Consider the following 23843-nt stretch of genomic DNA (forward strand, 5'->3'; position numbering starts at 1 on the left):
AGATTCTAGGACGAAGGCCGTTCTTCGTTAAACGGGCGCTAGGGCGTCACCCTTACACCAACATTTTCGACGCGATCACGAAATTCAGATTGCTTGAGATGTCTTGACGCAAGTTCAGATTCACTTCGGAGTATCATGCTGTCAATTTGAAGGATGCTACCTGCGCTTTTGAAGAATCGAAACGGAGGTTGTAAGCCGATTCTTCCTTTCACCGACTGGCAAAACGATTTACACCTAATTGTGGGAGTTGCCCACGCGATTTCTCTTTGCTCCTGCATCGATCTCGCTAAACTAATAAGTGCTGCCACCAGGGCATTTTCTGGTGCATATTCTATTGGCTCCCGCGAAGATCGGAGCGGGTATGTTTGCTGCCGAGTCCCACACGAGCCGTCATCACATTGCGATCGCTGCCATGGCCTGCCTATGCTTTTTGCTGGGCGGGCCTTCTTATGCCGCGGGCGCTGAGAGCCTCATCATCGCGGGCGCGACGTACTACGAGCCGGGCGTGTCGGGCCCCGGCTGGGCTTGGACCGATGCCGACCACCTTGAGCTTAACGGCTACGCGGGCGAGGCCATCGGCGCCGACGGCGACCTGGTGCTGACGCTTGCCGGGCAAAACTCCGTGACGGAGTCACATGCGCCCGATGCGGACATCACGCTATGCGGCATGGAAGTGTGGGGCAACCTGACGCTTCGCGGCACCGGGACCCTGAAGGCGACGGGCTCGCAGTGCGGGATCCACATTTCGCAGTCGCTCGTGGTGGACGGCTGCACCGTCGATGCCAGGGCAGATGGGGCCGATATTACGGACGAGGCGGTCGCCGGCGTGATCGCTGGCGACATGGCCGTGCGCGGCGGCGGGCGCGTCGTTGCCGCGGGCGCCGGGTCCGGGGCGGGCGTGCGCGCCTACGGCGTGTATCTGCAAGATGCGGGCTTTGGCGATGGTTCGGCCGGCTGTCGGCTTTCCGTCGACGCCTCGTGGCTCGATGCGACCGGTGCCGATGGCGGCGTTGCTTGTCTGGGTGGGTCGCTTGTGTCTGCGCGGTTTGCGACGCCTGCTGGCGGGACCTTTGGTACTAGTGGCGTTGTGGATGCTGCAGGAGTCGTGGCACCGCATGTGATGGTTGAGCCCGATGTCGCCATGCCTCCGGCGGGGGAGAACGATGGGTCCGATGTGCCGGGCAGCGGGACGGGCGCGCCTGATGGTGGCGCCGGTCCCGCTGCAGAGCAACCCGGTACGGAGCCAACGACGGTTGCCGCAATGAAGCCTGCGGCTACGTCGCCCAAGACAAACATAACGACCAAGACGAGGGTGACCAAGACCACGGTGCCTGCGCCGTCCAAGCCTAAAGCCACCAGCGCGACCGCAGCGACACTCCCCAAGACCGGCGACAGCAACTGGATCGCAGTCTCCTTTACGTTTTTCCTGCTTGCTACAGTGCTTCTAGCTGCCGCATGTCGTTGTTGAGATAGCTGCCATTTGGAAGAAAGAGACATCCACAAGGTATGACTATTTGCGTGTTTGTCTATAGGCACCTACTTATCGAAGGCAGAGGCCATACGGACGCGACCATGGGCTGAATCGTGACATGCGACCCAGGTCCACATGAATGAGAAAAGCATTCAATAATGTCGCAGGTTAGACTGAAGGCAACGAAAGGGCACCGGGATCTTTGTCGACCCTGGTGCCCAAGCGAAAGACCACCAGAGTTGCCTCGCAATATTCGACGGTGCTAAAGCGGGCAAATATTAAACCGGACTCATTGGTGAGCTGTATGAGCTGGTTTCTTAGTGACATCCCGGATTGTCTATAAGCAAAAGTCTGGTGTTTCGGAAATGTTGTACCGTACGCCAAAACTGTCAATCTCTTGTTTTAATACAGCCCACTCAATTTCTAAAAGCAGTCGCATAACATCGTAAATTGTCACAATGCCTCGAATCCCCTTGCTCCTCATCCGCACGAGTTCGTAAATCAATTGAACAGAAATCGTTGCTGTATACGGTTCACCGCTTCTATCAAGATTTAATGCTCTTGCAGCATCAATGATCGCGGTGCCAAATAGAAGCTCAGGGCAAATCCCTTCAGCGGGGTTTTCGATTGTGAAATTTACCTTATCTGCGCAAAGCTCAATTTCTGTTTCTCCGGCTCTGCTTTGTTTGAGAAAGGGTTCCGTTTTACCTAGACCTAAATATTCCGTTCTTTTAAGACGCTGCCTGCGGCAGCTCTCCTTAAACATATTGTTACGACAATCTATGATGGCGGCATTCGCAATCTGGTCAGTCAGGCATGGGTAAAAACCTATTAGGATCCAATCGACCTCGCAAGATGCCTTGAAAAGGAGATCGTAAATTTCCGCATAAAGTGGGCATTGTCCACTGTCGAGGCGGGCCACTCTTGTTCCATCGTGAATGAATAATCCCTGAAAATCTGAATGAATTTCAATTAAATAGCCCAATTCAATGCGTCCATCATCACCGCTAAGTTCAGTAAGGTGATTGCGGTATTTAGGTAATTTGCGAGCATGACCTGTTTTTCCACCAAACAATCGGGCATCTAGAGAGCGCGTCAGATCGTCACAGCATGCACAGCTTTGATGATATTTGGCCAATGAGACATAGTTTGCGGCTAAACTCGCCATTTCCTCCGACGATACGCTGTCGACTTTAAGCCTTGGCACCAGCTTTTCATAGTCAGCCTTCATCGCCGATGTGAGCTCAGCAGATTTTGATTGAGCGTTTCGACCATGTTTGATGTTATGGTCGATTCTAAAATGTTCCAAACCAACAATGGATCCATTTTCGCGGGTAATAACAATATCAGGGCACTCGCTGCCTGCGTTAATAGATCCACCCACCTTCAAGGCAGCTTTCTTCTTGTAACCACCCGAGACCATCGACAGCTTAAGAACATCATTGAACACTTGCTCTTCGTGCGCGTTCTGGTCGCTTTTGTTCTTGCTCATGCCGGATCCTCCGCCCTTATAAGTGAAACATAATTCAACTCGCGCCTTTTAACGTTGTCGATAGACGCTCACTGAAAGGTAAGCAATTCAGCAATGTCATCAAGGGAGCCAAGTCTCAAATCCTGATAGGGAATGTAGCCGTTGAACACATTGTGCGTCACACCATCCCAGTCCTCCTGTTCAAAGTCGATATCGCAGTCGTGGCCAGTGACGATTCGAAACTCATGTTGATATTCATATGCACGATTCTTGTGAAAAGGACTTTCACCGGCTGCCTGCTTAAACTTAGATAGTGCTACATCAGGCTCAAATATGTCTCCGTCATAAGAAACCAGCCCGAAATTGATACCTTCAGGTTCCGCCTCCTGAAAGCGAAGCAAAAATTCGACAGGGTCTTTAATCAGAACAGCAGCGCCACTATTTGAAAATTCATCTTTAATGCGCCGCCCATCCTTACTCTGTAGGAAGAATTGATAATTCGAATCTTCAAGTGCCGTCATGCAGTAAATTGCACGACTTGAACCAACAGACATAAAACTTGTAAGGAGACCCTCGTAGGCATCAGACCTTCCATCTCCCGCCTCTTTTGATCTAAATTCATCAATCGCCTGCAGGTAGGGGATTCCCTGGATAAGTTGTTCCGCATAAACTCTCTGCGTAACAAATTTGATTAATGACCCAACACGCCACTGCTCAAGTGCGCCGGCAATTTCCGATTTAGAGATTCGCCGAACCATACAATCATCTCCTTGCTGCTATTCTTCACTTCTTATCAGAACTAATCCAATGAGCTTAAACGATGGTGTATATCTATCAACGTTCTCCTCATGCATTGTCAGATGACGCCGATTCGACGACGAAAGATGACTTGATCTAACCAGCCCCATAAGCTCACCAATTATTCCGCTAGAGTCGTACAAGCTCATAATGAAATGGCTCTGATAAAAGCAAGTGTCTTATGCGTAGAATTGCTCAATAAGTGGAGTCGTGAGATTACTGGATTTTGTAGAAGACTTCTTGTGGAGAGGAACACGTTGGCTGAATTAATATGCTCGGTTATCTCTTTAGCATTGGCGTTTGCCGTCGCCGTTGTACAGTATTGCCAGAGCAAGCGCATGGAGGAATTCGAGCGTCGTCAGGACGAGAGGGATGAGCGTAGGCACGCCGAAGGGAATAAGGCACGAGCGATTGAATTCATCTCGAAGCATTACGCCGACAGAGGCCTGATTCCGCTATGCGCCGTTGCCGCCATGCACAATGATCTTTTCCATTATTCACGTAAGATGTATTGGGAATTCTGCTGCCTTGTGCCGGAGGTGCAGAATCTGATTCTTAAATACTGCAATCTTGACTTGCGGGTCAGGGGAGAGGACGACCTGTTCGTCCGTTGCATCGCCGCAGTCGAAGCCGCCCTCCGTGACCGCTTTCCAGAAGATGAACCTGTTCTTTATGATGATGGGAAATACGTGCTTCGCAGTCTGGAAAGGTATGCGGGGGAGAGACTGCCAGCACCTCGGGTTGGCCTTCTTCCTGAGTGCTTGGACTCTTCCTTCCTGCCCCCTGATAGCTGTACCCCGGGGTACGATTACCTTATCCGTAAGGTACTTTCCGAGGCCTTCGAATCGAGGGATGCTTCCTTCGCCCCCATTTCCTATCTAAAAAATGAATATCAATTCGAATCGAGCTCCGAGATTGAGGCCTGCCGATTCGCGTCGACCATTGCATTGTACGCGGCGACCTACGGCTCTGGTGACGAGGCCAACGATAAGGACTACGGGTGCCCCGGCGGTTTCGATGGCGAGAGAATCGAGACCATGGAAGACCTATTTCTTCTTACTGTCTTCCAGATATATACCAAGCTTCTGCTTCCGAACGAAGGGTAAGAAATAACACGAGGCATTCGTTATTTGACTCTGCCTAATTCTGCCAAATTCATTTTCGATACCTCACTCATTTCCTTCATTACTTGGGCATACTTAAATCAGAAATTGGTCGTAGGGCGCGACCAACGAAATCAAAAGAAAGTCCACTGAGAAGATGTCTTCAATCTCTTTGGGTTGGAGGCATTTTCTTTTTCGGAGAGTCTGCATGAATTCTAAAAATGTCTTTTTGACAAACTCGTTCTACAAAGAGCATCCAAACCATCTAGTCTGCTCTTTATACTCGGATATAAACACTAAGGAGGTAGACGTGTTTTGGAGCTATGTTCAGCTTGATGACGGCACTCAGTTTGCCTACTCAGAGACAAGAGATGACGGGACCGTTCGCGTAGCCGTCGAGCGTCCGGTTGACCTTGGCTTTGACCATGCAGAATGCTTCTTGCCTGCGGTTAATTGGTTCAATGTCGAAGGATTTTCTATTGACGATCTGGATTTTTTGACCGAGTTCGTTAGATCAAACGCCCCATTTATCTTCGAGCTTGCAGAACGGCAAAAAGCCGGACCGGCGGTTTCGGCGCTGGCCCCCTGACGTCTACTGTTGAACGGCAAATAACCCATGATTACGCCTACCGACATATCCACCGCCGCCTCCCGCGTGCTTGCTCAATACGACGTCAGCGAAGCATATTTATTTGGCTCGTTTGCCCGAGGCGAGCAAACGCCCAATAGCGATATTGACTTGCGCCTAGTCTGCGGCAACGCCATGACGTTCGGCACGCTTTACGAACTCTCCCATGAGCTCGAGAGGGAACTTGGGCGAAAGGTTGAAATCGTCACCAACCCACCAGAGCACATGCGCCCAGCATTCCGCAAAAGCATCAAGCAGGAAGAGATACGCCTTTATGTCTCAACATAAACGAAACGATGAGCTTACGGATACAACCCTACAGCCCTGTCCTCCCAAAGAACCTAACGCCGAAAGCCTAGAGGCCATCCGCGAAGGGGATGCGTTCTTTGCCAGTGGAGAACTAGGTCGTTTCGACAACTCCGCCGACCTTATCAATGCAGCTCTAAATGCCCCTGAAATGTGAGAAAACTCAATCACCAAAGAGACGGCCGTCTTGGAGGTGCCAGATCGGCGAGGTACGTACCTCGCCATTTTTGTCCTTCGACGGATAGCGGTACTATCCAGCCTTCTGGCATATCCCGAGAGCCGACTAGCGCGACCGTGTGACTTCTGGGTTTGCCTTGCAGCTCTTCCCATTCATTTGTATGCTTGACTTTGATTTTGGTCGTAAGGCGCGACCAACGGAATCAAAAGAAAGCCTGCCGAGAAGACCTTGGTCGCAGAGCACGACCAACGCAATCAAAACAATGCTCGCGGAGAAGGCGCTTTCAATCGCATTGATTGGAGGCGCCTCTAATACCAAGAGATATCTACTCTGCCGGAGAGCCAGGAGCAAAGGTGGCGGTCGAACGCGCCTGATAACGGGTATCGCTCTAACGAAACCAGTACTACGCTTGGATCCAGGACCTCGTTTCCGGAAGCCGCACGACCAGTGGACTCGCCGAAGAGTTGCGCCGCGGTTGCATTGTGGGCGCGGGCGACCCGTCACCCGTATAGAATCAAAGCATCCGCACGCCAGCTATGAGATGGATTGGAAGCCACATGGAGATCCCCAACACCCTGTACAGCAATGTTATACGACTTTGCGTTTTGCCCCGAGCCCTGCTACGACCGCTTGGTCGATCTCGCCGACCCCGAGGACTGGGGTCCCAGCAACCGCATCCTCAAAAACTACCTGTCGTTTTCGTTTAGCCGCGCGGTGTTCTTGACCGAGCGTGACGTGGACCAGACCGCCCCGTCCAACTTACCGCTGGTGTTCGACGACGACCGTTGCCTATTCAACACCGGCCTGTACACGCGTCGCTACGAGACCATCTACGGCCTGTTTGAGCCCAACACCAAGCCCGACGCGCGCCAGCGCTGGTTTTTGAAGGGCTTCTTTAAAGAGAGCGACCCCATGCTGGTCTCGTTTGAGTACCTGCCGTGCCGTGTGCGCTTTGCCGAGGACCCCTCCGAGCTGGTCTTTGACTACCGCCTTCCCATCCGCTCCAACATCGACCACATTCTGGGCGACGAGGAGAACCTTACGCGCATCCCCGCCAGCCTGATGGGGGAGGGCAACTCGCTGCTGCTGCGCCGCGCCTTTGAGGGAGCTGTCGTCGAGGCCGCCCGACGCGCCGCCGCCAACTACACGCTCGCGGTGCCGCAGTTCTACGGTGGCCGGATCCAGCTGCTCTTGCCGCTGTGCCTGACCGGCGACAAGCCAGAGCTGGCGCTGACCATCCAGCGCGAGGACGGTTTCTACGCAGCGCGCACCTGCCTCACGCTCGACATGGCCTACAACAACGCGCGACTTATCTGCCGACCCGAAACCTCGTGGATCAAGCGATAAAGGGTGGTTTAGCTGGGGGTTTGTCGGCTGCCCTGATTGCTGTGGCGCGGTTTGCGCCCGCGAATTTAAAATCGGAAGCAAAAAGTTCTTGGTAAACCACGCACGGCTATGTTAGTATCTCTTTTGCCGAAAGGCGACGGGCGATTGGCTCAGGGGTAGAGCATATCCTTCACACGGATGGGGTCACAAGTTCGAATCTTGTATCGCCCACCATCTAAAGCACAGGTCAGAGGTGTTAAGCTTCTGACCTTTTTCTTTTTTGACACCAAGGTTGACACCAAAATCGAATCGTAGTCGTATAAGGCGTCATTTTTTTCGCGCCCTTTTTGATGACGCCATTGCATGTTTTGTATAAAACACATCCGTATTTTCTTTGAACTCCCCATGTGATTCGAGCGCAAATGTGGAGACAGGGACCGCATGCCCAGAGCGCCTTCCAGCGGATTTCTATCACACGACGGTTTTTCGGCAGAACTCGTCAAGCTTTTGGTCAGCGTTTGGTCAGCTTCCGGTACTTACCCGCATGATGCCCCGGTAGATAATCGTCCACGACCACAACCGCACGGTCTACGGACGATACCAGGGGAGGCGCAAATGGACGAAATCGTCTGCGCAAACACCGCATTCCGTTACTGGCGCTGCCCGCCACAGGTGCGCGATCTCTACCCGCGCCTGCCCAACTCCGAAGAAGGCTGGCGAGCTCTATCCCAAGCCCCATTCGTAACCGACGTCCTCAAGACCCCAGTCATCACAGCAGCATCAACTCGAAGCAACCTACATTCCGAGACAAGACGTACCATCCGATGGAACAGCGCCTATACAGAGAAGGTCTCGATCGACACGGGCATGGGCTTTAGCGTCACAGACCCTCTTCATACGCTATTCACCATGACTCGAAGCGTTTCTTCATGCGACCTGGTTCTGGCCATGTACGAGCTCTGCGGATGGTTTTCGGTTTTTAAACCATCGCCCGCGGTCGACATGGCACTTGAGCAAGCAAAATCAGAAGAAGAGCAGTACACCACAGAAAGTCTTTTTGAACTAGATGAAACCCAAGACGAGGCCCCATGGAAGCGAGTCTATGCTCGTGCGAGCCAGAAGGACAGCGAGAATGATCAAAGTGGGCAGCAGAATGACGGATCCGGAAATAAAGCAAACGGAAAAGGCACATCGCTCTGGATGAGAAAGCCTCTTATTGAAATAGAAGAACTGCACAGATTTGCAGCGAAGGTTAAGGGCGAGATGTGGGGAAAACAATTCTACGAAGCCGCACGGCAGGTAATGGGTATTGCGGCATCCCCGCTAGAAGTTGCTGGAATCATGTTGCTAAGTCTTCCGAGGCGTACTGGCGGAGCGGAGTTTAAAAACATATACGTCAACGACTTAACACCGCTGTCGAATTCAGCTCGAAAAATCGCAGGTCAGAAAATCTGTTACGGCGATATCGTCATCGTAAACCCAATAATAATGAAAGCTGTGCTTATCGAACTTCAGGGAGAGGTTATCCATGGTTCAGGCGCCGTGCTGGACCACGATGCCGCACGAATGACAGCATTACAAAGCATGGGATACGACGTATTTCTTGTAACCCATGACATGCTCAATGATCACGATCAGCTTGATGCCATCATTCACAGTGTGTGTGAGCGATTGGAGTTGCGCTACAAACCAAAAACCTAGGCGATGAGATGCGCTGAGACCAGATTGCGAGCCAACGTTCTGTGCAATTGGCTTGGTATTGGTAAGTAATATTGTTCAAGTGAGCATTATTACTACTTTATATGCTGCCAGTAATTAAGTGCCATTTTAAAACCACGCCGGTTTACTACGTTGGATTGGGGGTAGCTGAGCACACCGAATTCGTCGCTCGTAAAACCGCAGGTAGAATGCCTGCCCGTTTTGCGAATGTAGGCGTGTGGTCGGAAATCCGGGAATCGTCGCAGTAAACCGGTCTGTTTATGAAGCGACCAGCTGGCGCGAGCTGCGCACGGTTCAGTAAATTGACCCGAAGGCGCGGAGAGGGGCTCAGACGAAACCCTCCCGCGGAAGCACCGCGGATTGCTTTGTTCTGGCCGGCGGCACCTGGGGCGACATGCGCGCCCCGGGAAGGAGGGCGGCGGGCTTGCCGCTGCCCGCGGGGCGCGCCCCGCGGGCTATTTCGGGCATCGTGTGTCCCTTCGGCCCCGCGCCGTTCCACGCACCGTAAAATCTTTTCCAAAATTGTCCTTGCATCGGCGGGGGAGTTCCCGTATAGTACTTTCTCGCACGGGGGCGTAGCTCAGCTGGGAGAGCGCTTGACTGGCAGTCAAGAGGTCAGGGGTTCGATCCCCCTCGTCTCCACCCGAGCATTGAATGAGGCTCCAACGCAAGTTGGGGCCTTTTTTCATATCTATCGATTTACGCCATGTGTTGACTGAGCAGCATCTTGGCGACATACCCATTGTTAATTACGAATATGAATGTTAATAACTTTACGTATCTGGATAGCAAACCTGGTCTGCAGCGCCAATAACAAAGAGGCCGGGCGTAATGCCCGGCCTCGAAATACTCTGGTGGGCCCTCCGGGATTCGAACCCAGAACCCAGGGATTATGAGTCCCCTGCGCTAACCGTTGCGCCAAGAGCCCTTATGAACGGTGAATGCAATTCTAACAAAGGCGACTCAGGCCTAATTTCTTCGCTTCACGTCGTGAAATACTACCATGCACGAGCAAGTCGCACAACGCAAGATCAAGCCCAACGCTAAACAACAGCTAATCTAGGCGCGTCGCAGAAAAGACGTGTTTTAGAATAAGTTAAGGCCATTAATTCAGGGCTCCAACACATTTAACTGTGAAATCAACCTAATGTCATTTCAAAACCATGCCGGTTTACTACGACGGATCGGCGACTCCCAAGCACCGCGAGTTCTCTATTTGTAAAACCGCAGGTAGGGAGCCCGCCGGTTACGCGAAAAGGCGTTCGTGGTCGGACATTCCTGATTCATCGTAGTAAACCGGCATGGTTCTGAAGCGCAGGGGAGGGGCGCTTCGCAGTCAGACCCGATAATAGGACTGGCGGTGCACGGAAAATCCTGTTGCACGGGGCGGGTCGTGTTCCGCGCGTCAAGTCGGCCAGCTCGCCCGCGCCGGGGAGGCCGGGTGCCCCGCGGGCTGACCCGGCCTCCCCGGCGCGGGCGAAAGTTTTTCCAAAAATGTCCTTGCATCGCCGTCCGAGTTCCCGTATAGTACTTTTTCGCACGGGGGCGTAGCTCAGCTGGGAGAGCGCTTGACTGGCAGTCAAGAGGTCAGGGGTTCGATCCCCCTCGTCTCCACCCGAGCATTGAATGAGGCTCCAACGCAAGTTGGGGCCTTTTTTCATATAGGAACACAAGGTCAAAGGCGGCACCATGATCCTCCTGGTCGACAAGATCGAAAAAAGCTTCGGCGCACGCGTCCTCTTTAGCGGCGCGTCCTTCCAGATCAACCCCGGCGAGCGCTTCGCGCTCGTGGGACCCAACGGCGCCGGCAAAACCACCATGCTCAAAATCATCATGGGCATCGACAGCCCCGACTCCGGCCAGGTCCAGTACGCCAAGGACTGCCAGGTTGGCTACCTAGAGCAGGAAACTAATCTGGAGCAAAAGGACACCACCATCCTTGCCGAGGTCATGGCCGCCGCCAAGGAAATCCGCCGTATGGGCGAGCGCGCCAACGAGCTGCAGGCCCAGATCACCGAACTCTCCGAGCAGGGCAAGGACGTTGACGCCCTCCTCAACGAGTACGGCCAGGTCCAGGACCGCTTTGAGCACCTGGGCGGCTACGAGCTCGAGAGCAACGCCCGCAAGATCCTGTCCGGCTTGGGCTTTAAGGTCACCGACTTTGAGCGCCCGTGCTCCGAGTTCTCGGGCGGCTGGCAGATGCGCATCGCGCTGGCCAAGCTCTTCCTGCGCCACCCCGACCTGCTGCTCCTGGACGAGCCCACCAACCACCTGGACCTCGAAAGCGTCCAGTGGCTGCGTGGCTTTATCGCCAACTACGACGGCGCCGTCCTCATCGTCAGCCACGACCGCGCTTTCATGGACGCCTGCGTCGACCACGTCGCCGCGCTCGAGAACCGTCGCGTAACCACCTACACCGGCAATTACAGCAGCTACCTCAAGCAGCGCGAGGACAACCTGGAGCAGATGCGCGCCAAGCGCGCCGCCCAGGAGCGCGACATCGCCCACATGCAGGTCTTCGTCGACAAGTTCCGCTACAAGCCCACCAAGGCTGCCCAGGCTCAGGAGCGCATCCGAAAGATCGAGCAGATCAAAAAGGAGCTCGTCATCCTGCCCGAGGGCCACAAGCACATCGATTTTAAGTTCCCTGACCCGCCGCGCTCCGGCGACATGGTCGTGGGCCTGGAGGGTGTCTCCAAGTCCTACGGCGACAAGCACATCTACAGCGACATCGACCTCAAGCTCTACCGCGGTGAGCACGTGGCGCTTGTCGGCCCCAACGGTGCCGGCAAGTCCACGCTCATGAAGATCCTCGCCGGTCTGGAGCCGCCCACCACCGGCACCCGCGACCTGGGCACCAACGTGGGCGTGGCCTACTACGCCCAGCACGCGCTCGAGGGCATGACCGAGTCCAACACCGTCCTGCAAGAAATCGACACCGTTACGCCCAAGTGGACCGTGCCGCAGCAGCGCAGCCTGCTGGGTGCCTTCCTGTTTAGCGACAACGATTCCATCGAAAAGCAGGTACGCGTCCTTTCCGGCGGTGAAAAGGCACGTCTGGCCCTGGCTAAGATGCTCGTGGCCCCCGAGGCGCTCCTGTGCCTGGACGAGCCCACCAACCACCTGGACATCGACTCGGTTGACATGCTCGAGAACGCCCTGCAAAACTTCCCCGGCACCATCGTGCTGATCAGCCACGACGAGCACCTGGTCCGCGCCGTGGCCAACCGTGTGATCGACATCCGCGACGGCAAGGTCACGGTCTACGACGGCGACTACGACTACTACCTCTACAAGCGCGAGGACCTTGCAGCCCGCGCCGCCGCCGAGGCAGCAGGGGAGAGCGCATCGACTGCGTCCAAGTCCGCCAAGGTCACTACGGCCCAGCCCAATGCGCCCGCCGCGGCGCCTAAACCGGCCGAGGGCAAAAAGACCAAGGAGCAAAAGCGCGCCGAGGCCCAGGCCCGCGCCGCGCTCAACAAAAAGCTCAAGGGCGTGCGCAACCAGCTCAAGAAGATCGAGACGGAGCTCGACAAGAAGCGTGCCCGCTATGACGAGCTTATGGAATTGATGGCAAGCGAAGAACTTTATGCCGATCAGGACAAGTTCAACGCCGCGCTGGGGGAATATAACGGCCTTAAGCAAGAGCTGCCCAAGCTCGAGGACGAATGGCTGGAGCTTTCCACCCAGATCGAAGAGGAGACCGCGCGTGAACTCTCGTAAAGCCACCGCCGTGGCGATGAGCATCATCGCCATCGCCTGTCGCATCTGCGGCATCTTTATGAGCGCGATGACCGTGCTGCTGTGCTTTAGCGGCCTCACCGCCAAGCTGCAGATCGTGGGCTTTGTCGTCGAGCTTTCGCGCGCGCTGCCGAGCGCCATCGCCGGATACGGCGTCATCACATCGCCCTTTGGCGGCGTGTTCCGCCTGGATTACGCCATCGTGGCCGTTATCCTGTTTGTGGCCGACTACCTGCTCACGCGCGCCTCGCGCCGCGTCCGCTAGGGGATCGGCATGTCCAGCAGCTACCTCATGAACCTGGTCGCCAGCGCTGTTGCCGTCATCGTTGGCATCGTGATCCACGAGAGCGCGCACGCCGCCGCGGCCTGGGCGCTCGGCGACAAGACAGCCCGCTCGCGCGGCCGCGTCTCGCTCAACCCGCTCAACCACATCGACCCGTTTGGCACCATTCTCCTACCGCTGCTGATGCTTGCCGCCGGTGGCCCGGTGTTCGCCTTTGCCAAGCCCGTGCCCGTCTACCTCAACAACCTCAAGCACCCCAAGCGCGACGAGGTCCTGGTGAGCGCTGCCGGCCCCGCATCGAACATCGCACTAGCATGCCTTGCAGCTGCTCTCATGCACGCAGCGTATGTCAACCTCTATGCCAGCATGTCCTTTGCCGTGGCCTCCCAAATCATGAACTTCGGCGCCACCTTTATCGTGGTCAACCTGTCGCTCGCGTTCTTTAACCTCATCCCGATTCCGCCGCTCGACGGCTCGTCGATTATCGTCCCGTTCCTCAAAGGGAAGGCGCTCGCCAACTACTATCGTCTGCAGCAATACGCCATGCCGATCCTTATCATCGTGCTATACCTGCTGCCCATGTGGACCGGCATCGACGTGATCGGCCGCTATTTCGACGTTACCGTGTATCCGCTGGCTGAGCACCTGCTCAACTTCGCAATTGCCGGCATCTAGGGTAAACTTACAGGTCGACCGTGCAAAACGGTCGCAACATGCACTCAAACCGCGCCGCGAAGGCGCCGTCAAAGGAGGTCGAAGATGTCGTATCGCGTGTCGACGCAGGTCTACAGCGGACCTTTCGACCTGCTGCTGCAGCTGGTAACCCGCCAAAAAGTAGATATCGGCGCCATCTCGATCAGCGAGGTGGCAGAGCAATACCTGGCCGAGGTCGAGCGCATCGAGGCGCTGGACCTGGATGTGGCGAGCGACTTTTTGCTGGTCGCGGCAACCCTTTTGGACATCAAGGCTGCCTCGCTGGTACCCCAGGAGGCCCCCAGCAAATCCGTCGACGATGACGAGGACGACGAAGACCTCGAGGAACTCAGCGCGCTCGACGGCGATGCCCTGCGCGAGGTCCTGATCCAGCGCCTGATCGCCTACAAGCAGTTTAAGGGTGCGGCGGCGGCCCTTGGCGCGCGCATGCAGGCCGAGAGCCGCATGCATCCGCGCGTGGCCGGCCCCGACCCCGAGTTTTTGGGCCTTATGCCCGACTACCTGGCCGGCATTACCCTGCGCGGCCTGGCCGTCATCTGCGCCGACCTGGACGGCAAGCGCCAGACCTTCCTGCTGGAGGCCGAGCACGTGGCTCCGCATCGCGTGCCGCTCGACCTGACGGTGGCCTCGGTCGACCGCTTTACCATGGCGCACCAAACCTGCACCTTCCGCGAGCTGTTGGACGGCGACGCCACCACCGAGCAGCTCGTTGTCACCTTCCTGGCCATGCTCGAGCTCGCCAAGCGCGGCTCGCTTACGTTGAGCCAGGACGAGATCTTTGGAACCATTCAAATCAATCGCGTCGAGGGCGCCGAGGCCTATGTGCCCGGCGAGGGCCCCGAGCTCACTGAATAGGAGCGGCAACCATGTCAACCCTTTCCACGCTAGAGGCAAACAGCCTCAAAGGCGCTCTCGAGGCGCTGCTGCTGGTGTCGAGCGACCCCGTGAGCGCGCCCGCGCTGGCAGGTGCGCTGGATATCGCCCCGGGCGAGTGCGCGTCGCTTTTGGCCGAGCTCAAGGTTGAGTACGAGGAGGCCAACCGCGGCTTTCAGCTTCGCGAGGTCGCCGGCGGCTGGCGCCTGTTCACACATCCCGCCTACCACGATGTGGTCGAGGCCTACGTGCTGAGCTGGGACACGCAAAAGCTGTCGCAGGCGGCGCTCGAGACCCTGGCCGTTATCGCCTACCACCAGCCCGTCACGCGCGAGGTGGTCAAGGGCATCCGCGGCGTCAACTCCGACGGCGTTATCGCGTCGCTCGTGGACAAGGGCCTGGTGCGCGAGCTCGGCCGCGACCCCGAGCGCGGTCAGGCCATCATCTACGGCACGACCAACGCCTTCTTGGAAAAGTTCGGTCTGCGCTCCACCCGCGACCTGCCCGATCTGGAGCAGTTTGCCCCCGACGAGCAGTCGCGCCAGTTTATCCGCGAGCGTCTGAGCGGCCGCAGCATTCAATCCACGCTCGAGGAGCAGGCCGAGGATCTGGACGAAGAGCGCGAACTAATCGATACCGATGTTGAGGATGTTGAGGCAGTCGAGGACAAGGATACCCTGGTCGTCGATGAGACCTCGGAGGATATGCATGACGAGGACTAACGAAGCAGGGGAGACGCACACCGCCGGCGCCACGGGCGTGCCCGCGACCGACGCTCAGCCCGTCTACCCGCACACCATGCGCCTGCAGCGCTTTTTGTCGCGCGCGGGCGTGGCGAGCCGTCGCGGCTCGGAGGACCTGATGACCGCCGGCCGCGTGACCGTCAACGGCCAGGTCGCGACCGAACTGGGCACCAAGGTCGACGTCGACCGCGACCATATCGAGGTCGACGGCATGCCCGTCAAGCTCAACCAGGGCGCCGTGTACCTTATGCTCTACAAGCCGACCGGCTACCTCACCACCATGAGCGATCCGCAGGAGCGCCCCTGCGTGGCCGAGCTGGTCCCGCGCGACCGCTTTCCGGGGCTCTTCCCGGTGGGTCGCCTGGACCGCGACACCACGGGCCTTTTGCTCTTTACCACCGACGGCGACCTGTCGCAGGACCTGCTGCACCCCAGCAAGCACGTCTACAAGACCTACCAGGCGCTCGTGGACGGCCGCCTGACCGATCGCGACTTGGAACCACTCCGTCACGGCATCGAGCTCGACGACGGCCTGTGCCAGCCGGCGATCTGCCACGTCATTACCGCACACGAGGCCGAGGCCGTGGCTCCCCAGGGCGTCAAGCCCGGCACCACCGCCGTGGAGGTCATCATCCGCGAGGGACGCAAGAACCAGGTCAAGCGTATGCTAAGCAAGATCCACCACCCGGTGATCCGCCTGCATCGCTGCAACTTTGCCGGCCTGGAGCTCAAGGACGTGGCCAAGGGCTCGTGGCGCGAGCTCACCGACCGCGAGGTGCAGATCCTCAAGGCCGGCGGCATCCCGCCCAAGCATGCCGCCTCTAAGCGCGCCGTGCCCGCGACCAACACCGCGACCCGTACGCGCCACCACGGCAGTCACGGCTCCGCGCCCAAGCGCAACACCTACCGCGAGCGTTACACGGGCTAGGCAACCCGCCAAGCCGCAGCGCCTGCGTCCCATACCAGCACGTCAACCACCGAAAGGAAGCATTGCATGATCGTCGCCATCGACGGCCCCGCCGGTTCCGGCAAGTCTACTATCGCCAAGGAGATCGCCCGCCAGCTGGGCTTTAACAAGCTCGACACGGGCGCCATGTATCGCGCCGTCACCTTCGCCGCGCTCGATCGCGGCATCGACCTGGACGACGAGGCGGCCATCAACGCCCTCGCCGAGCAGATCGAAATCCGCTTTACCAACGGCACCGGCGAGGACACGCGCCTGACCATCGACGGCCAGGACGCCTCGGCTGCCATCCGCACCCCGCAGGTGGACGCCAACGTCTCCAAGGTCTCGGCCTACCCGGGCGTGCGCGCCGCCATGCTCATCCATCAGCGCCGCGCAGCCGAAGACCGCGATATCGTGGCCGAAGGTCGCGACATCGGCACCGTTGTGTTCCCCAACGCGCAGGTCAAGGTGTTCCTGACCGCCGACCCGCGCGAGCGCGCCCGTCGCCGCGTGCTGCAGCGCCACCAAAACGACGCCCAGCCGCTTACTGCCGAGCAGCTCGAGGCCGAGGTCGACGAGACCCTCGACGCCCTCAAGCAGCGCGACAAGCTCGACAGCAGCCGCGAGGTCGCGCCACTCGTGCCCGCCGAGGACGCGGTGCACGTCGACTCCACCGCCCACACCATCGATGAGGTCGTCCGCATTATCGAGGACCTCATCAACCAAAGGAGGTAGCCCATGCGCCTGTTTCAGCAGACGCCCGAGGACTATTACAACGCCCCCTACGCCGAGTTTCCAGCGCTCATCCGCGGCACCGTCGTCGTAGTCATGGCCATCCTTTGGGCCTTCTCCAAGCTCATGTGGCGCTGGAAGGTCGAGGACGCCGACTTGCTGTTTGAGCGCCAGGAAGGCCGCGGCAGCGTGGTCATCTGCAACCACACCTCGATGGCCGAGCTCCTGGCTGTAGAGACGGCGCTGTTCTTTGGGGGCCGCCGCATTCGCCCCATCTTTAAGTCCGAGTTCGCCAAGAGCAAGATTGTGCGCTGGGCCTTCAGCCGCGTTGGCGGCATCCCCGTGGAGCGTGGTACTGCCGATATGAAGTGCCTGCGCGCCGCCCAGCATGCGCTGCAGCGCGGCGAGGACGTCCTGATCTTCCCCGAGGGCACGCGCATCCGCTCGCGCGATATCAAGCCCGAGGTCCACGGCGGCTTTGCGCTCATCGCCCAGATGGGCAAGGCGCCCGTCAACCCGCTCGCCATCTGCGGCTGGTCCGATATTACGCCTGCGGGCAAAAAGCTCATGCGCCCCAAGAAGTGCTGGATCCGCGCCGGCAAGGCCGTCTCGCTTTCCGACGCACCGGCCGGGCTTAAACGCACGGAGCGCCTGGAATGGTTTGAGTCCGAGGCCATGAACCGCGTCTACGCTATGCGAGACGAGCTGTGCGCCGAGCATCCGGGCAGGTTCTAGCCATGAGCGAGAATGTGACGAACACCGCCGCGACTGCGTCCGACCAGGCAACCGCGCCTACCATCGAGATCGCAGCCCACGCCGGTACTTGCTACGGCGTACAGCGTGCGCTCGATATGGCGCTAGCCGCCGCGCCGCAGGCAGGGGAGTGCACTCAGGTTCATACCTTGGGTCCGCTCATCCATAACCCCATCGTGGTGCGCGAGCTCGCTGAGGCAGGCGTTGGCCTGGCCGAGAACCTGGACGACGCCGCATCGGGCACCGTAATCATTCGCGCGCACGGAGTGGTGCCGCAGGTGATCGATGCCGCTCGCGAGCGTGGCCTTAACGTCGTCGACGCCACCTGCCCTTACGTGAAGAAGGTCCATATGGCAGCCGAGCGCCTGGTGCGCGAGGGCTACCGCGTGGTGGTCGTAGGCGAGCCAGGTCACCCTGAGGTGGAGGGCATCCTGGGCCACGCCGGCACTGATGCGCTGGTCGTGAGCTGTGCCGCCGACGCCAACGCCTTGTCGTTCAAGGGCAAGGTAGGCCTCGTCGTGCAGACCACCCAGACCGCGCAGAACCTCGCCGAGGTCGTGGCAGCTATCACCCCGCGCGTGCAGGAGCTGCGTGTGATCAACACCATCTGCGCCGCCACGAGTGAGCGTCAACAGGCAGCAGCCACACTTGCCAACCGCTGCGACTGCATGGTCGTCGTGGGCGGCAAGAACTCGGGCAACACCCGCCGCCTGGCGCAGATTTGCGCAGACGCCTGCGAGCGCACGCATCACATCGAGGAAGCTTCAGAGCTTGAGACCGCTTGGTTTACCGACGCTCACCACATCGGCATCACCGCCGGAGCCTCCACCCCGCAAGAACACGTCGAGCGCGCCGTCGAGCGCATCAAGGAGCTTTGCCGCTAATCATGGACCAGACCGTACCCGCATACGCCGCCGAGGTGGCCGATTACGGGCGCAGCCGCGACCCCGAGCCGGGTGAGGGCGCGCTCGTAAAGAACGTGCGTCCCGAATCGCCCGCGTGGGATGTGGGTATCGAGCCGGGCATGCGCGTGCTCACGGTCAACGGTGAGGCGCTCACCGACATGATCGTGTGGCTCTGGGAGGCCGACGACGACACCGTCGACCTCGAGGTTTTCGACCCGCGCGACGGCACCGTCACCCCCGTCGAGCTCGACCGCTTCCCGGGCGAGGACTGGGGTTTGGAGTTCGATGGCCCCATCTTCGACGGCATGCGTACCTGCGTAAACGCCTGCGTGTTCTGCTTTATGACCATGTTGCCCAAGGGCGGCCGCTCCACGCTCTATATTCGCGACGACGACTACCGCCTGAGCTTTTTGCAGGGCAACTTCGTCACGCTCACGAACCTCACCGACGAGGACGTGCAAAACGTCATCCAACGCAACATGAGCCCTATGAACGTGTCGGTCCATGCCGTGAGCCCCGACGTCCGCCGTCGTATGATGGGCCGCAACGCCCAGCGCGGCATGGACGTACTCGAGGCCATCATGGCCGCCGGCATCGAGATTCACGCGCAGATCGTGTTGTGCCCCGGCATGAACGACGGCGAGGAGCTGGAAAAGACCCTGCGCTTTTGCGAGGAGCACGAGCAAATCACAAGCCTGGGCATTGTGCCGCTCGGTTTTACCAAGCATCAGAACCGCTTTAGCTGGTCATACAGCGACAAGCCCGAACTGGCGCGCGAGACCATTGCCATGATCCGTCCCTACCAGGACCGCGCCTTCGAGCGTTTTGGCCGCCACACCTTCCAGATGAGCGACGAGTTCTACCTGGACGCCGGCATCGATCCGCCCGAGGCGGACTTTTACGACGGCTATCCGCAGTACTACGACGGTATCGGCATGATCCGCTCATACCTAGACGAGACGGACGATGTGCTTGCCGCCGATGCCGAGCGACTGGCCCGCGTCCGCGAGGCCATCGCCGCTCGCAGCCAGCACCTGCTGTGCCTCTCGGGCGCCAGCGCACGCGACACCGTGGCACGTTTCGTGGAATCGCCGCAGGGGCTCGCCGGCACCGTCACGGCCATCAAGAATCGCTACTTTGGCGGCAACGTGGACGTGACCGGCCTCATCGTCGCCTGCGACATTCTGGAACAGCTGCCGCAGGACCTCTCGGGGGTTATGCTCTTTGTGCCTAAGCTCATGTTCAACGCTGACGGCATGACGCTTGACGAGTATCATCGTGACGATTTACTCGCAAGCCTTACCAGTCGCGGCGCCGAGGTCCATGTGGTGTCGACCATGCCGCATGAGCTGCTCGATACCCTGGAGCACATCCTTGGCATTGTGCCCGCAGACTCTAACACTTCCACTGACCCTACCCATTAAAGGAGAGCAGATGAAACCTATCGTCGCCGTCGTCGGACGCCCCAACGTGGGCAAGTCCACGCTCGTTAACCGCCTGGCCCAGACCTCGGACGCCATCGTCCACGAGTCCCGCGGCGTCACGCGCGACCGCTCGTACCACACGGCCGATTGGAACGGCCGCGAGTTCACCATCGTCGACACGGGCGGCATCGAGCCGCTCAAGAGCGATGACGTCTTCGCCACGTCCATTCGCGACCAGGCCCTCGCCGCCGCCGAGGAAGCCGCCGTCATCCTGTTTGTGGTCGACGGCCGCACCGGCGTCACCGAGGAGGACGAGTCGGTCGCTCGCATGCTCAAGCGCTGCGACAAGCCGGTCTTTCTGCTGGTGAACAAGCTCGACAACCCCGATCGCGAGAACGACAGCATCTGGGAGTTCTATTCCCTCGGCATCGGCGAGCCCACGCCGCTCTCGGCGCTGCACGGTCATGGCACGGGCGACCTGCTCGACGACATCGTGGCCAAGCTTCCTGAGGAGGAGGACGAGATCGCCGACGAGTTCCCCGATGCGCTGAACGTGGCTATCATCGGCCGCCCCAACGCCGGTAAGTCCTCGCTGTTCAACCGCATCCTGGGCGCCGACCGCTCCATCGTGTCCAACATTGCCGGCACCACGCGCGACGCCATCGACACCGTCGTGAAGCGCAACGGCAAGCACTACCGCATGGTCGACACTGCGGGTATCCGTAAGAAGAGCACCGTGTACGAGAACATCGAGTACTACTCGATGGTCCGCGGCCTGCGCGCCATCGACCGTGCCGACGTGGCGCTGCTCGTCGTCGACGCCTCCGTGGGCGTTACCGAGCAGGACCAGAAGGTCATGGGCCTTGCCATCGAGCGCGGCTGCGCCATCGTTGTGCTGCTAAACAAGTGGGACCTGCTCGACGACGATCGCAAGCGCGAGGCCTGCATGGAGACCATCGACCGCCGTCTGGGCGTCATGGCTCCCTGGGCCCAGTACCTGCGCATCTCTGCCCTCACTGGCCGCAGCGTCGAGAAGATTTGGGCGATGGTCGACGCCGCCGAAAAGACGCGCTCGCAAAAGATCAGCACCTCGCGCCTCAACACGTTCCTCACCGATCTGCGCGAGTTCGGTCATACCGTGGTGGACGGCAAGCGCCGCCTGCGCATGCACTACGTGACCCAGACGGGCGTCAACCCGCCGACGTTCACGTTCTTCGTCAACCACAGCGATCTGGTCAACGACACCTATCAGCGCTACATCGAGAACCGCATGCGCTCGACCTTCGACTTTGCCGGCACACCCATTCGACTCTTCTTTAGGAAGAAGGAGCAAAAGGATGCATAATCCGATTCTGCTGACCGCCATCTGCGCCGTGGTCTCGTTCTTTATCGGAGCAATTCCGTTTGGCCTGATCCTGGGCCGCGTGTTCAACCACACCGACATCCGCAAGGCGGGTTCCGGCAACATCGGCACCACCAACGCCCTGCGCGTGGCCGGCCCCAAGGTGGCCGCGCTCACGCTGCTGCTCGACTGCCTTAAGGGCGCCATCTGCGTCCTTATCGCGCGTCCGCTCATTGCCGACTTGGGCTATGGCTTCCCCGTGAGCATTATGGCCCCCGGTGCCGCCGGCGACTGGATGCTCGGCGTCATCTGCCTGGCAGCCGTGTGGGGCCATATCTTCTCGCCCTACCTCAACTTCCATGGCGGCAAGGGCATCGCAGTTGGTCTGGGCGTCATCCTCGCCTGGTACTGGCCCATCGGACTTTCGCTGCTGGGCATGTTTATCGTGGCCGTCGCCATCACCAAGTTTGTGTCGGTGGGCTCGCTTGCCGCGGCCATCGGTCTTCCCATCGCTGCCTGCGCGGTCTTTCCGTACAGCAGCCTCGGACTTAAGTTTTGCATGGCGCTGATCGGCATCACCGTGGTGTGGGCCCATCGTGCGAACATCAAAAAGCTCATGACGGGTAAGGAGTCCAAGCTCTCGTTTACCAAGCGCGTCACCGAGCCCGACGATAAGTAGGAGAGAGTCATGAATGTTGCGCTGATTGGCTCCGGCTCCTGGGGAACCGCCGTCGCGGGCCTTGCCGCCGCGCGGGCCGAGCGCGTGACCATGTGGGCCCACAGCGAGCAGACGGCCTCCGGCATTAACGGCGAGCACCGCAACCCCCGCTACCTTGTGGGCTACAAGCTGCCCGGCAACGTCGTCGCCACGACGGAGCTGGTACAGGCGCTCGACGGTGCCGAGGCCATCATCTTTGCCGTTCCTTCGACGCACCTTCGCAGCGTGTGCCACCAGGCCGCTCCCTTTATCGCCGCCGATACCCCGGCGCTCTGCCTCACAAAGGGCATTGAGCCCGAGTCCGGCCTGCTCATGAGCGAGGTCATCGCCAGCGAGATCGGCAACGAGTCGCGCGTGGCGGCGCTCTCGGGCCCCAACCATGCTGAGGAAATCTGCCGCGGAGGTCTTTCTGCCGCCGTCATCGCCAGCGAAGATACGCAGGTAGGGGAGACCTTTAAGGACCTACTCCTGTCAACGGCCTTTCGCATCTATCTGTCGCAAGACATGACCGGTGTCGAGGTCTGCGGCGCCATGAAAAACGTCATCGCCATCGTATGTGGCATCTCCGCCGGCACCGGTGCGGGCGACAATACGCTCGCCCTCATCATGACGCGCGGCCTGGCCGAGATCAGCCGTCTGGTGCATGCCCGCGGCGGGCAGGCTATAACCTGCATGGGGCTTGCCGGCATGGGCGACCTCATTGCCACCTGCACCTCGGAGCATTCGCGCAACCGCACCTTTGGCTACGAGTTCGCTCATGGCGTATCGCTCGACGAGTATCAGACGCGCACGCATATGGTGGTTGAGGGCGCCGTCGCGGCCCGCAGCGTCAGCGAGCTTGCCCGTTCACTGGGCGTAGACATTCCGCTCACCTTTGCCGTGGAGCAAACGCTCTACAACGGTGTTACTTTAGATAGGGCGCTCGAGATTCTTACCGATCGCGTCCCTTCTCAAGAGTTCTACGGACTCACCGACTAGCGCAGAAAGGCTTCTACCATGGGTTCCATCAAAATCGCTCCGTCCGTCCTTTCGGCCGACATGGCCAACCTCAAGGGCGAGCTCGACAAAATCGCCGGCGCCGACTACGTGCACTTCGACGTTATGGACGGTCACTTTACCGGCAACCTCACCTTTGGCGTTGACATCCTCAAGGCCGTCAAGCGCTCCACCGATGTACCGGTCGACGCGCACCTGATGGTGTCGAACCCCGACGAAACGGTCGATTGGTACGCCGACGCCGGTGCCGATATGATCACCGTGCACTACGAGGCCTCCACGCACCTGCACCGCACGCTCACGCATCTGCAGCAGCGCGGCGTCAAGGCCGGTGTGGTGCTCAACCCCGCCACCCCCGTGTGCGTTCTCGAGAGCATCATCGACGTCGTCGATATGGTGCTGCTAATGAGCGTGAACCCCGGCTTTGGCGGCCAGAGCTTTATCCCGGGCACCATCGCCAAACTGCACGAGCTCAAGGCCATGTGTGAGCGCCACGGCGTTTCGCCCCTCATCGAGGTCGACGGCGGCATCTCTTCCAAGAACATTGCCGAGGTCGTCAAGGCCGGCGCCAACGTGCTCGTTGCCGGCTCCGCCGTATTTAAGTCCGAAGATCCCGCCGCCGAGGTTGCGCTGCTGCAGAAGCTGGGCAACGAGGCCGCACAGGAGGCATAAA

22 protein-coding genes and 4 tRNA genes are annotated in these 23843 nt (G+C 58.9%); 23 read left to right on the forward strand and 3 right to left on the reverse strand.

What is annotated here, in order from left to right; all coding sequences use genetic code 11:
- The first annotated feature begins 361 nt into the window (after positions 1-361).
- Positions 362-1468, forward strand: a complete 1107-nt coding sequence (locus tag AB5202_RS07835; RefSeq protein ID WP_368144173.1) for a hypothetical protein — start codon at positions 362-364, stop codon at positions 1466-1468.
- A gap of 340 nt (positions 1469-1808) precedes the next feature.
- On the opposite strand, the gene AB5202_RS07840 is transcribed toward AB5202_RS07835, so the two are convergent.
- Positions 1809-2963: a hypothetical protein gene (locus tag AB5202_RS07840; protein WP_368144172.1), complete on the reverse strand. Its 1155-nt coding sequence runs from the start codon at positions 2961-2963 to the stop codon at positions 1809-1811.
- A 68-nt stretch (positions 2964-3031) separates the two neighbouring features.
- Positions 3032-3700: a hypothetical protein gene (locus AB5202_RS07845; RefSeq protein ID WP_368144170.1), complete on the reverse strand. Its 669-nt coding sequence runs from the start codon at positions 3698-3700 to the stop codon at positions 3032-3034.
- Between the two features lie 282 nt (positions 3701-3982).
- Between AB5202_RS07845 and AB5202_RS07850 the strand changes: the two genes are divergently transcribed.
- The 7 genes from AB5202_RS07850 (at position 3983) to AB5202_RS07880 (ending at position 9642) form a co-directional block, all read left to right on the forward strand.
- The gene (locus AB5202_RS07850) at positions 3983-4846 is read left to right on the forward strand and encodes a hypothetical protein (protein ID WP_271761795.1); all 864 of its coding nucleotides are present in this window, start codon (positions 3983-3985) and stop codon (positions 4844-4846) included.
- Between the two features lie 205 nt (positions 4847-5051).
- A complete protein-coding gene (locus tag AB5202_RS07855) occupies positions 5052-5432 on the forward strand; it encodes a hypothetical protein (RefSeq protein WP_138112556.1) in 381 nt (126 codons plus the stop codon).
- A gap of 27 nt (positions 5433-5459) precedes the next feature.
- Positions 5460-5759: a nucleotidyltransferase family protein gene (locus AB5202_RS07860; RefSeq protein ID WP_138112558.1), complete on the forward strand. Its 300-nt coding sequence runs from the start codon at positions 5460-5462 to the stop codon at positions 5757-5759.
- Positions 5760-6540: 781 nt separating this feature from the next.
- Positions 6541-7302, forward strand: a complete 762-nt coding sequence (locus AB5202_RS07865; RefSeq protein WP_368144169.1) for a DUF3825 domain-containing protein — start codon at positions 6541-6543, stop codon at positions 7300-7302.
- 138 nt (positions 7303-7440) lie between these two features.
- A tRNA-Val gene (locus AB5202_RS07870) sits at positions 7441-7515 on the forward strand.
- 381 nt (positions 7516-7896) lie between these two features.
- Positions 7897-8982, forward strand: a complete 1086-nt coding sequence (locus tag AB5202_RS07875; protein WP_368144167.1) for a putative endonuclease domain-containing protein — start codon at positions 7897-7899, stop codon at positions 8980-8982.
- Positions 8983-9569: 587 nt separating this feature from the next.
- Positions 9570-9642: transfer RNA gene (locus AB5202_RS07880), tRNA-Ala, on the forward strand.
- A 210-nt stretch (positions 9643-9852) separates the two neighbouring features.
- Here the strand turns inward: AB5202_RS07880 and AB5202_RS07885 are convergent.
- A tRNA-Ile gene (locus tag AB5202_RS07885) sits at positions 9853-9928 on the reverse strand.
- 613 nt (positions 9929-10541) lie between these two features.
- On the opposite strand from AB5202_RS07885, the gene AB5202_RS07890 reads away from it, so the two are divergent.
- From AB5202_RS07890 to rpe, 15 genes are all read left to right on the forward strand, one after another.
- Positions 10542-10614, forward strand: a tRNA-Ala gene (locus tag AB5202_RS07890).
- 75 nt (positions 10615-10689) lie between these two features.
- On the forward strand, positions 10690-12723 hold the full coding sequence (locus tag AB5202_RS07895) for an ABC-F family ATP-binding cassette domain-containing protein (RefSeq protein WP_368144166.1): 2034 nt from the start codon (positions 10690-10692) through the stop codon (positions 12721-12723).
- The gene (locus AB5202_RS07900) at positions 12710-13006 is read left to right on the forward strand and encodes a hypothetical protein (RefSeq protein ID WP_055250169.1); all 297 of its coding nucleotides are present in this window, start codon (positions 12710-12712) and stop codon (positions 13004-13006) included. The genes AB5202_RS07895 and AB5202_RS07900 overlap by 14 nt, the downstream gene beginning before the upstream one ends.
- A gap of 9 nt (positions 13007-13015) precedes the next feature.
- Positions 13016-13699 (forward strand): site-2 protease family protein, encoded by a 684-nt coding sequence (locus AB5202_RS07905; RefSeq protein WP_368144165.1) that lies wholly within the window; start codon positions 13016-13018, stop codon positions 13697-13699.
- An 84-nt stretch (positions 13700-13783) separates the two neighbouring features.
- Positions 13784-14593, forward strand: coding sequence for a segregation and condensation protein A (locus AB5202_RS07910; RefSeq protein WP_343000784.1), 810 nt, complete (start codon positions 13784-13786; stop codon positions 14591-14593).
- Positions 14594-14604: 11 nt separating this feature from the next.
- Positions 14605-15333: an SMC-Scp complex subunit ScpB gene (gene scpB / locus AB5202_RS07915; RefSeq protein WP_368144164.1), complete on the forward strand. Its 729-nt coding sequence runs from the start codon at positions 14605-14607 to the stop codon at positions 15331-15333.
- Entirely contained in the window at positions 15320-16282 is a 963-nt protein-coding gene (locus tag AB5202_RS07920; RefSeq protein ID WP_368144163.1) for a pseudouridine synthase, read from the forward strand. Before scpB ends, AB5202_RS07920 begins: the two co-directional genes overlap by 14 nt.
- Before the next feature lie 66 nt (positions 16283-16348).
- The gene (gene cmk, locus AB5202_RS07925) at positions 16349-17035 is read left to right on the forward strand and encodes a (d)CMP kinase (RefSeq protein ID WP_368144161.1); all 687 of its coding nucleotides are present in this window, start codon (positions 16349-16351) and stop codon (positions 17033-17035) included.
- Between the two features lie 3 nt (positions 17036-17038).
- Entirely contained in the window at positions 17039-17767 is a 729-nt protein-coding gene (locus tag AB5202_RS07930; RefSeq protein ID WP_195445797.1) for a lysophospholipid acyltransferase family protein, read from the forward strand.
- A gap of 2 nt (positions 17768-17769) precedes the next feature.
- Positions 17770-18669: a 4-hydroxy-3-methylbut-2-enyl diphosphate reductase gene (locus tag AB5202_RS07935; RefSeq protein WP_368144160.1), complete on the forward strand. Its 900-nt coding sequence runs from the start codon at positions 17770-17772 to the stop codon at positions 18667-18669.
- Positions 18670-18671: 2 nt separating this feature from the next.
- Positions 18672-20114 (forward strand): DUF512 domain-containing protein, encoded by a 1443-nt coding sequence (locus AB5202_RS07940; protein WP_368144159.1) that lies wholly within the window; start codon positions 18672-18674, stop codon positions 20112-20114.
- 10 nt (positions 20115-20124) lie between these two features.
- Complete coding sequence (gene der / locus AB5202_RS07945; protein ID WP_368144158.1) at positions 20125-21459, forward strand: ribosome biogenesis GTPase Der; 1335 nt, start codon at positions 20125-20127, stop codon at positions 21457-21459.
- Positions 21452-22135 (forward strand): glycerol-3-phosphate 1-O-acyltransferase PlsY, encoded by a 684-nt coding sequence (gene plsY, locus AB5202_RS07950; RefSeq protein ID WP_117746592.1) that lies wholly within the window; start codon positions 21452-21454, stop codon positions 22133-22135. Before der ends, plsY begins: the two co-directional genes overlap by 8 nt.
- 9 nt (positions 22136-22144) lie before the next feature.
- On the forward strand, positions 22145-23152 hold the full coding sequence (locus tag AB5202_RS07955; RefSeq protein WP_368144157.1) for an NAD(P)H-dependent glycerol-3-phosphate dehydrogenase: 1008 nt from the start codon (positions 22145-22147) through the stop codon (positions 23150-23152).
- An 18-nt stretch (positions 23153-23170) separates the two neighbouring features.
- Positions 23171-23842, forward strand: a complete 672-nt coding sequence (rpe, locus tag AB5202_RS07960) for a ribulose-phosphate 3-epimerase (RefSeq protein ID WP_022095090.1) — start codon at positions 23171-23173, stop codon at positions 23840-23842.
- Position 23843: the final 1 nt, after the last annotated feature.

It is taken from the genome of Collinsella aerofaciens (assembly GCF_040915545.1).
In the GTDB taxonomy this organism is placed as follows: domain Bacteria; phylum Actinomycetota; class Coriobacteriia; order Coriobacteriales; family Coriobacteriaceae; genus Collinsella; species Collinsella aerofaciens_BE.

Coding starts and splice junctions, on each gene's coding strand:
- AB5202_RS07860 (WP_138112558.1), top strand. CDS start 5,460: ATGATTACGCCTACCGACATATCCACCGCCGCCTCCCGCGTGCTTGCT.
- plsY (WP_117746592.1), top strand. CDS start 21,452: ATGCATAATCCGATTCTGCTGACCGCCATCTGCGCCGTGGTCTCGTTC.
- AB5202_RS07865 (WP_368144169.1), top strand. CDS start 6,541: ATGTTATACGACTTTGCGTTTTGCCCCGAGCCCTGCTACGACCGCTTG.
- AB5202_RS07845 (WP_368144170.1), bottom strand. CDS start 3,700: ATGGTTCGGCGAATCTCTAAATCGGAAATTGCCGGCGCACTTGAGCAG.
- AB5202_RS07955 (WP_368144157.1), top strand. CDS start 22,145: ATGAATGTTGCGCTGATTGGCTCCGGCTCCTGGGGAACCGCCGTCGCG.
- AB5202_RS07835 (WP_368144173.1), top strand. CDS start 362: ATGTTTGCTGCCGAGTCCCACACGAGCCGTCATCACATTGCGATCGCT.
- rpe (WP_022095090.1), top strand. CDS start 23,171: ATGGGTTCCATCAAAATCGCTCCGTCCGTCCTTTCGGCCGACATGGCC.
- AB5202_RS07855 (WP_138112556.1), top strand. CDS start 5,052: ATGAATTCTAAAAATGTCTTTTTGACAAACTCGTTCTACAAAGAGCAT.
- AB5202_RS07930 (WP_195445797.1), top strand. CDS start 17,039: ATGCGCCTGTTTCAGCAGACGCCCGAGGACTATTACAACGCCCCCTAC.
- AB5202_RS07895 (WP_368144166.1), top strand. CDS start 10,690: ATGATCCTCCTGGTCGACAAGATCGAAAAAAGCTTCGGCGCACGCGTC.
- AB5202_RS07935 (WP_368144160.1), top strand. CDS start 17,770: ATGAGCGAGAATGTGACGAACACCGCCGCGACTGCGTCCGACCAGGCA.
- AB5202_RS07940 (WP_368144159.1), top strand. CDS start 18,672: ATGGACCAGACCGTACCCGCATACGCCGCCGAGGTGGCCGATTACGGG.
- scpB (WP_368144164.1), top strand. CDS start 14,605: ATGTCAACCCTTTCCACGCTAGAGGCAAACAGCCTCAAAGGCGCTCTC.
- der (WP_368144158.1), top strand. CDS start 20,125: ATGAAACCTATCGTCGCCGTCGTCGGACGCCCCAACGTGGGCAAGTCC.
- AB5202_RS07905 (WP_368144165.1), top strand. CDS start 13,016: ATGTCCAGCAGCTACCTCATGAACCTGGTCGCCAGCGCTGTTGCCGTC.
- AB5202_RS07910 (WP_343000784.1), top strand. CDS start 13,784: ATGTCGTATCGCGTGTCGACGCAGGTCTACAGCGGACCTTTCGACCTG.
- cmk (WP_368144161.1), top strand. CDS start 16,349: ATGATCGTCGCCATCGACGGCCCCGCCGGTTCCGGCAAGTCTACTATC.
- AB5202_RS07875 (WP_368144167.1), top strand. CDS start 7,897: ATGGACGAAATCGTCTGCGCAAACACCGCATTCCGTTACTGGCGCTGC.
- AB5202_RS07840 (WP_368144172.1), bottom strand. CDS start 2,963: ATGAGCAAGAACAAAAGCGACCAGAACGCGCACGAAGAGCAAGTGTTC.
- AB5202_RS07920 (WP_368144163.1), top strand. CDS start 15,320: ATGACGAGGACTAACGAAGCAGGGGAGACGCACACCGCCGGCGCCACG.